This window comes from Bacillus sp. BC05(2025), assembly GCF_056725905.1.
In genome coordinates this window covers 198,546-207,437 of the sequence record NZ_JBWYRA010000009.1, presented here as the reverse complement: position 1 = coordinate 207,437, position 8,892 = coordinate 198,546, and the positions used below count along the sequence as shown (strand labels likewise).

8 protein-coding genes and 1 riboswitch are annotated in these 8,892 nt (G+C 38.4%); all 8 genes read left to right on the top strand.

Annotated elements, in window-relative coordinates; translation table 11 throughout:
* Positions 1-342: 342 nt before the first annotated feature.
* A riboswitch (purine riboswitch) is annotated at positions 343-444 on the top strand.
* Between the two features lie 111 nt (positions 445-555).
* The 8 genes from purE to purF all read left to right on the top strand — a co-directional run bounded on the left by purE (position 556) and on the right by purF (position 8,831).
* Positions 556-1,041: a 5-(carboxyamino)imidazole ribonucleotide mutase gene (gene purE, locus ACZ76X_RS23335; protein WP_000839367.1), complete on the top strand. Its 486-nt coding sequence runs from the start codon at positions 556-558 to the stop codon at positions 1,039-1,041.
* Complete coding sequence (gene purK / locus ACZ76X_RS23330; protein WP_479851817.1) at positions 1,038-2,189, top strand: 5-(carboxyamino)imidazole ribonucleotide synthase; 1,152 nt, start codon at positions 1,038-1,040, stop codon at positions 2,187-2,189. The genes purE and purK overlap by 4 nt, the downstream gene beginning before the upstream one ends.
* Entirely contained in the window at positions 2,186-3,493 is a 1,308-nt protein-coding gene (purB, locus tag ACZ76X_RS23325) for an adenylosuccinate lyase (RefSeq protein ID WP_000625683.1), read from the top strand. Before purK ends, purB begins: the two co-directional genes overlap by 4 nt.
* An 88-nt stretch (positions 3,494-3,581) precedes the next feature.
* Positions 3,582-4,301, top strand: coding sequence for a phosphoribosylaminoimidazolesuccinocarboxamide synthase (gene purC, locus ACZ76X_RS23320; protein WP_098347368.1), 720 nt, complete (start codon positions 3,582-3,584; stop codon positions 4,299-4,301).
* Positions 4,294-4,548, top strand: coding sequence for a phosphoribosylformylglycinamidine synthase subunit PurS (gene purS / locus ACZ76X_RS23315; RefSeq protein WP_000278826.1), 255 nt, complete (start codon positions 4,294-4,296; stop codon positions 4,546-4,548). Before purC ends, purS begins: the two co-directional genes overlap by 8 nt.
* Positions 4,545-5,228 (top strand): phosphoribosylformylglycinamidine synthase subunit PurQ, encoded by a 684-nt coding sequence (gene purQ, locus ACZ76X_RS23310; RefSeq protein ID WP_000666779.1) that lies wholly within the window; start codon positions 4,545-4,547, stop codon positions 5,226-5,228. Before purS ends, purQ begins: the two co-directional genes overlap by 4 nt.
* Positions 5,212-7,431, top strand: a complete 2,220-nt coding sequence (gene purL / locus ACZ76X_RS23305; protein WP_479851816.1) for a phosphoribosylformylglycinamidine synthase II — start codon at positions 5,212-5,214, stop codon at positions 7,429-7,431. Before purQ ends, purL begins: the two co-directional genes overlap by 17 nt.
* The gene (purF, locus tag ACZ76X_RS23300; RefSeq protein WP_479851815.1) at positions 7,416-8,831 is read left to right on the top strand and encodes an amidophosphoribosyltransferase; all 1,416 of its coding nucleotides are present in this window, start codon (positions 7,416-7,418) and stop codon (positions 8,829-8,831) included. The genes purL and purF overlap by 16 nt, the downstream gene beginning before the upstream one ends.
* The last annotated feature ends 61 nt before the right edge of the window (positions 8,832-8,892 follow it).

The window sequence follows — 8,892 nt, the reverse complement described above, 5'->3', positions numbered from 1 at the left end:
AATTCATATATTTAATAACCTGAAAGAAGAAAAAGAATGAAAATGAGGCTATTTAAAGGAATAAATATGAAAAGAGTGTTGATATTCTTTCATTATTATCCTTAGTATAAATAAAAGGAATGAAAATGATATGCTTATATTAAAGCGTACCGAATTAGTATATAAACTGCTATGTGTATGATAGATCTCTAGAAATATATATTCTAATTTCCTATCCTTCTTGCATATAGTTACAATTATTCTTTTGAATATAACTAAAACACGAACGTTATTGATGAGTAATAAAAAAACATTCGATTATTTGTTGACATTGTTTATGAAATATTGTTAATATAGCCATAGAAAGAATAATATATAAGACCTCATATAATCGCGGGGATATGGCCTGCAAGTCTCTACCTAACGACCGTTATTCGTTAGACTATGAGGGAAAGTCACTCGGTATTTTTCTATTCACAAGGGATACGTATGCCTGAGTAGAGCACTTTCTCTCATAGTAAAAAGAGAAACTGTTCTATTTCAGGCTTTTTTTATTTGAATCGGGGGGATTCTAATATGAAATCACTAGTTGGAGTCATAATGGGAAGCACGTCAGACTGGGAAACAATGAAATATGCTTGTGACATTTTAGATGAATTAAATATACCGTATGAGAAAAAAGTTGTATCCGCTCATCGGACTCCGGATTATATGTTTGAATATGCAGAGACGGCTCGTGAACGTGGATTGAAAGTTATTATTGCTGGAGCTGGTGGAGCAGCGCATTTACCAGGAATGGTTGCAGCGAAGACGAATCTTCCTGTAATCGGAGTTCCAGTTCAATCAAAAGCGTTAAACGGCTTAGATTCATTATTATCCATCGTCCAAATGCCAGGAGGGGTTCCAGTTGCAACTGTTGCAATCGGTAAGGCTGGTTCAACAAATGCTGGTTTACTTGCTGCACAAATACTTGGATCATTCCATGATGATATACATGATGCATTAGAATTGAGAAGAGAAGCAATTGAAAAAGATGTGCGTGAAGGTAGTGAGCTAGTATGACGAGAATCATTTTACCTGGAAAAACAATCGGCATTATTGGAGGCGGCCAGCTAGGAAGAATGATGGCATTGGCAGCTAAGGAGATGGGATATAAAATTGCTGTTTTAGATCCTACAAAACATTCACCATGTGCACAAGTTGCTGATATTGAAATTGTTGCATCATATGACGATTTAAAAGCAATTCAGCATTTAGCGGAGATCAGTGATGTCGTCACATATGAATTTGAGAATATTGATTATAGATGTTTACAATGGCTTGAAAAACATGCTTACTTACCGCAAGGCAGTCAGTTGTTAAGTAAAACGCAAAATCGTTTTACAGAAAAGAATGCGATTGAGAAAGCGGGGCTACCAGTAGCAACGTATAGATTCGTTCAAAATCAAGATCAGCTTACTGAAGCAATTACTGAGTTATCATATCCTTCCGTCTTAAAAACGACGACAGGCGGATATGATGGGAAAGGTCAAGTTGTTTTAAGAAGTGAGGCTGACGTTGATACAGCGCGAGAGCTTGCGAATGCAGCAGAGTGTATTTTAGAGAAATGGGTGCCTTTTGAAAAAGAAGTATCAGTTATTGTCATTCGTAGTGTAAGTGGTGAAACGAAAGTATTTCCGGTAGCGGAAAATATTCATGTAAATAACATTTTGCATGAATCTATCGTTCCAGCTCGCATTACAGAAGAACTTTCTCAAAAAGCAATTGCTTATGCAAAAGTGCTCGCGGATGAACTAGAACTTGTGGGAACACTAGCGGTAGAGATGTTTGCTACAGCTGATGGTGAGATTTACATTAATGAACTAGCACCAAGACCTCACAATTCAGGACACTATACACAGGATGCATGTGAAACGAGTCAATTCGGTCAACATATTCGAGCAATCTGTAATTTACCTCTTGGAGAAACAAATTTGTTAAAACCAGTTGTCATGGTAAACATTTTAGGCGAACATATAGAAGGGGTCCTAAGACAAGTGAATAGATTAACCGGGTGCTATTTACACTTGTATGGAAAAGAAGAAGCAAAAGCGCAGCGAAAAATGGGGCATGTTAATATTTTAAATGATAATATTGAAGTCGCTCTAGAAAAAGCGAAGAGTTTGCATATTTGGGACCATCAAGAACAACTGTTGGAGGGAAAAAGATGATTAGTCGTTATACACGCCCAGAAATGGGTGCAATTTGGACGGAAGAGAACAAATTTAAAGCGTGGTTAGAAGTTGAGATTTTAGCTTGTGAAGCATGGGCTGAGCTTGGCGATATTCCAAAAGAAGATGTTAAGAAAATTCGTGAGCATGCATCATTTGATATTGATCGTATTTATGAAATTGAAAAAGAGACACGTCATGATGTAGTTGCATTCACTCGTGCTGTATCAGAAACACCAGCATTAGGCGAGGAACGTAAATGGGTTCATTACGGTTTAACATCTACAGACGTAGTAGATACAGCGTTATCTTACATTTTAAAACAAGCGAATGAAATCATATTAAAAGACTTAGAAAACTTTGTAAGTATTTTAGCTAACAAAGCAAAAGAGCATAAATACACGATCATGATGGGAAGAACACATGGTGTTCATGCAGAACCAACAACATTTGGTTTAAAACTTGGTCTTTGGTATGAAGAAATGAAGCGTAACGTAGAGCGTTTCAAGCAAGCTGCTAATACAGTTCGCGTTGGTAAATTATCTGGTGCGGTTGGTACATATGCAAATATCGATCCATTCGTAGAAAAGTATGTTTGTGAGAACTTAGGATTAGAAGCAGCACCAATTTCAACACAAACATTGCAACGTGATCGCCATGCTCATTACATGTCAACACTTGCATTAATCGCAACATCTATCGAAAAGATGGCAGTTGAGATTCGTGGTTTACAAAAGAGTGAAACACGTGAAGTTGAAGAAGCTTTCGCGAAAGGTCAAAAAGGTTCTTCTGCAATGCCACATAAGCGTAATCCAATTGGATCTGAAAATATGACTGGTTTAGCTCGTGTTATCCGCGGTTATATGATGACAGCTTATGAGAATGTTCCATTATGGCATGAGCGTGATATTTCTCATTCTTCAGCAGAACGCGTAATTTTACCAGATGCTACAATCGCGTTAAATTACATGCTAAACCGCTTTGGTAATATTGTTAAAAACTTAACTGTATACCCAGAGAATATGAAACGCAATATGACAAGAACATACGGCTTAATTTATTCTCAGCGCGTAATGCTTACATTAATCGATAAAGGTATGGTACGTGAAGAGGCTTACGATATCGTACAACCTAAAGCGATGGAAGCTTGGGAAACACAAGTACAATTTAAAGAGCTTGTAGAAGCTGATGAGCGTATTACAAGCAAGTTAACACAAGAAGAAATTAATGAATGCTTCAACTATGAGCATCATATGCAACACGTTGATACAATCTTTGAACGCCTAGGATTAAACGAAGCGTAAAATTTCATATGGCACAGAATAGAGTCATTCTGTGCCATTCTTTATAAAAACATTATTCACATTTTTCAAACTACAGGGGGCTTGCGAAATGCAAAAGCTAGAATTGCTGTATGAAGGTAAGGCAAAAAGAATTTATCGTACAGAATCAGCAGATATGGTTTGGGTAGAGTACAAAGATAGTGCGACTGCTTTCAATGGGGAGAAAAAAGAGACGATTACAGGAAAAGGTCGTTTGAACAATGAGATTACAACCTTATTGTTCAGAAAGTTACAAGAAGTGGGAATTAAAACGCATTTTGTTGAGAAGTTATCTGAGACAGAGCAACTTGTTAAAAAAGTGAGTATTATTCCTTTAGAAGTTGTCACAAGAAATGTAATTGCAGGAAGTCTTTCAAAACGATTAGGAATGGAAGAGGGAACTGTACTTGCAGAACCAATCGTAGAATTTTACTTCAAAGATGATGATTTAGGAGATCCGCTTGTAACGGAAGATCATATTCGTGTATTAAACGTTGCGTCGCCAGAGCAAGTAAGCGTATTACGAGAGATGGCTCTACAAATCAATCAAGTGTTGATTGATCATTTCGCAAGCTGTCGTGTAAGATTAGTAGATTTCAAATTAGAGTTTGGTGTAACGGAAGCAGGAGAAATTATTTTAGCGGATGAAATTTCACCAGATACTTGCCGTTTATGGGATGAAACGAGCAATGAAAAGTTCGATAAAGACGTATTCCGTCGCGACCTTGGAAATTTAACAGATGCTTATGAAGAAATTTTAAAACGTTTAGGGGGAATTTCACATGTATAAAGTTAAGGTATATGTAACATTAAGAGAAAGCGTATTAGATCCACAAGGAACAGCAGTAAAAGGAGCACTTCATAGCCTTTCATTCACAGAAGTACAAGATGTTCGAATTGGAAAGTACATGGAACTAACAATTGATAAATCGGTAACTGACTTAGATAGCAAGGTAAAGGAAATGTGTGAAAAACTATTAGCAAACGTTGTAATGGAAGACTTCCGTTATGAAGTTGAGGAGGTTGTCGCACAGTGAAATTTGCCGTAATAGTATTTCCAGGTTCGAACTGTGATGTTGATATGTTCCATGCAATTAAAGATGAGCTTGGCGAAGAAGTAGATTACGTTTGGCACGATACAGAGAATTTAGATGAGTATGATGCAATTCTACTACCTGGTGGATTCTCTTACGGTGACTACTTACGCTGCGGTGCTATCTCTCGCTTTGCAAATGCAATGAAAGCAGTGCAAAAAGCCGCTGAGCAAGGAAAGCCAATTTTAGGTGTATGTAATGGATTCCAGATTCTTGTTGAATCAGGATTACTACCAGGAGCGTTAATGAGAAACGAAAACTTAAAATTTATGTGTCGCACTGTTCAGTTACGTGTTGAAAATAATGAAACGATGTTTACATCACAATATGAAAAAGATGAAGTAATCAATATTCCAATTGCACATGGTGAGGGGAATTACTATTGTGATGAAGAGACTCTTAAACAATTAGAAGAGAATAATCAAATCGCATTCCGTTACGTGGAAAACCCGAATGGTAGCGTTTCAGATATTGCAGGTATTGTGAACGAAAAAGGAAATGTACTTGGTATGATGCCACACCCAGAGCGCGCTGTAGATGAATTACTTGGCGGTGCTGAAGGGTTAAAAGTCTTTCAATCTATCTTAAAACAGTGGAGGGAAACATATGTCGTTAATGCTTGAACCAAATCCAACACAAATTAAAGAAGAGCGCATATATGCGGAAATGGGGCTAACAGACGAAGAGTTTGCCATGGTTGAAAAGATTTTAGGTCGTCTGCCAAATTATACAGAAACAGGTTTATTCTCTGTAATGTGGTCAGAACATTGTAGTTATAAAAATTCAAAACCAGTGCTTAGAAAATTCCCAACAACAGGTGAGCGCGTCTTGCAAGGACCTGGGGAAGGTGCTGGAATTGTAGATATCGGTGATAATCAAGCGGTTGTATTTAAAATGGAAAGCCATAACCATCCTTCAGCTATTGAACCATATCAAGGAGCAGCAACAGGCGTTGGTGGTATTATCCGTGACGTATTCTCTATGGGAGCACGTCCAGTAGCTCTATTAAACTCACTTCGATTTGGGGAATTACAATCACCACGTGTGAAATATTTATTCGAAGAAGTAGTAGCAGGGATTGCAGGATACGGTAACTGTATCGGTATTCCGACTGTTGGTGGCGAAGTACAGTTCGATCCATGTTATGAAGGAAATCCACTTGTAAATGCAATGTGTGTAGGTTTAATTAACCACGAAGATATTAAAAAAGGGCAAGCGCACGGTGCTGGAAATACAGTAATGTACGTAGGAGCATCAACTGGTCGTGACGGTATTCACGGTGCAACATTCGCATCTGAAGAGTTATCTGAAAGCTCAGAAGCGAAGCGTCCAGCAGTTCAAGTAGGAGACCCATTTATGGAGAAACTTCTTATTGAAGCTTGCTTAGAACTTATTCAATCAGATGCACTTGTTGGAATTCAAGATATGGGTGCAGCTGGTTTAACATCATCTTCTGCAGAAATGGCAAGTAAAGCAGGAATGGGTATTGAAATGTACTTAGATGATGTACCACAGCGTGAAACAGGAATGACACCATATGAAATGATGCTATCTGAATCACAAGAGCGTATGTTAATTGTTGTGAAAAAAGGTAGAGAGCAAGAAATAGTAGATTTATTTGAGAAGTATGGTCTTGCAGCCGTTACGATGGGGAAAGTAACGGAAGACAAAATGCTTCGTTTATTCCATAAAGGTGAAATGGTAGCTGAAGTGCCAGCAGATGCCCTTGCAGAAGAAGCGCCAATTTATCATAAACCATCAAAAGAAGCAGCATACTTTGCTGAATTCCAGCAGATGAAAATGGAAACACCAAAAGTAGAAAATTATAAAGAAACGTTATTCGCTTTATTACAACAACCGACGATTGCAAGTAAAGAGTGGGTTTATGATCAATATGATTATCAAGTTCGCACAAGCACAGTTGTTACACCGGGTTCAGATGCAGCGGTTGTACGTGTACGCGGTACAGAAAAAGGATTAGCAATGACGACAGACTGTAACTCTCGCTACATTTATTTAGATCCAGAAGTAGGCGGTAAAATTGCAGTAGCAGAGGCAGCACGTAATATCGTATGTTCTGGAGGAGAGCCACTTGCAATTACAGATTGCTTAAACTTTGGTAATCCAGAGAAACCAGAAATCTTCTGGCAAATTGAGAAATCAGTAGATGGTATGAGTGAAGCTTGTCGTACATTACAAACACCAGTTATCGGCGGAAACGTATCAATGTATAACGAACGTAGTGGTGAAGCGGTATATCCAACACCGACAGTTGGGATGGTTGGACTAGTACATGACTTAAAACATGTAACAACACAAGAGTTTAAGCAAGCTGGCGATTTAGTTTATGTTATCGGAGAGACGAAAGCTGAGTTTGGTGGAAGTGAATTACAGAAAATGATTCACGGGAAAATTTTCGGCCAATCACCAAGTATCGATCTAGACATAGAATTAAAACGTCAAAAACAAGTCTTAGCAGCAATTCAAGCTGGCCTTGTTCAATCTGCTCATGATGTTGCTGAAGGTGGTTTAGCAGTTGCAATTTCAGAAAGTGCAATTGGTGCTAACGGCTTAGGTGCTACTGTGAAATTAGGCGGAGAAGAAACAGCAGCATTATTCGCTGAATCACAATCTCGCTTCGTGATAACAGTAAAACGTGAAAATAAAGAAGCGTTCGAGAAAGCGGTAGAAGCAATTCAAGTTGGAGAAGTGACAAATACAAATGAAGTAACAATTCATAATGAAGAAAATGAAGTATTACTTACAGCAAATGTAGATGAAATGAGAAAGGCTTGGAAAGGGGCAATCCCATGCTTGCTGAAATAAAGGGGTTAAATGAAGAATGTGGCGTTTTCGGAATTTGGGGGCATGAAAATGCAGCACAAGTTTCATACTACGGATTGCATAGTTTACAGCACCGTGGGCAAGAAGGCGCAGGCATCGTCGTAAATAATGGGGAAAAAATCGTCGGTCACAAGGGGTTAGGTTTAATATCGGAAGTGTTTTCAAGAGGTGAACTAGAAGGATTGAACGGAAAATCAGCAATTGGACACGTACGATACGCGACGGCTGGTGGAAGTGAAGTAGCTAACGTTCAACCATTATTATTCCGTTTTTCTGATCATAGTATGGCATTAGCTCATAACGGGAATTTAATTAATGCAAAAATGCTTCGCCGCGAATTAGAGGCAGAGGGAAGTATTTTTCAAACAAGTTCAGATACAGAAGTACTTTTACATCTTATTAAACGTAGTACGAAAGATTCATTAATTGAAAGTGTAAAAGAGGCTTTAAATAAAGTGAAGGGTGCATTTGCGTATCTTTTACTAACTGGAAATGAAATGATCGTTGCGTTAGATCCAAATGGGTTCCGTCCTCTTTCAATTGGAAAGATGGGTGATGCTTACGTTGTAGCATCAGAAACATGTGCTTTTGATGTAGTAGGTGCAACATACATGCGTGATGTAGAACCGGGTGAATTACTTATCATTAATGATGAAGGAATTCACGTAGATCGTTTCACAAATGATGTAGAACATGCAATTTGCAGCATGGAATACATTTACTTTGCACGCCCAGATTCAAATATTGCTGGTGTTAACGTCCATGCAGCACGTAAAAACATGGGAAAACGTTTGGCGGCAGAAGCTCCTATTGAAGCTGATGTTGTTACTGGTGTACCAGACTCTAGTATTTCAGCAGCAATTGGTTATGCGGAAGCGACAGGCATTCCATATGAGTTAGGATTAATTAAAAATCGTTATGTCGGACGTACGTTTATTCAACCTTCGCAAGAACTGCGAGAGCAAGGGGTTAAGATGAAGCTTTCAGCAGTAAGAGGTGTAGTTGAAGGAAAACGGGTTGTTATGATTGACGATTCTATCGTACGAGGAACAACGAGTAAACGAATTGTTCGTATGCTTCGTGAGGCTGGAGCGACAGAAGTTCACGTAAGAATAGCTTCACCACCTCTGAAATATCCATGTTTCTACGGTATTGATATTCAAACGAGAAAAGAATTAATTGCAGCAAATCATACAGTAGAAGAAATTCGTGAAATGATTGGCGCAGACTCATTAACATTTTTAAGTGAAGATGGATTAGTAGATGCAATTGGACGTCCATATGAAGGGAAATACGGCGGCCTATGTATGGCGTACTTCAATGGAGATTATCCAACAGCCCTTTATGATTATGAGCAAGAGCTTTTTGAAAGTATGAAATAAGAAGGAAAAAGCTTCTACTTCTTTTGATGTAGAAGCTAGCTTCTTTCTTAAAACGGCCCGC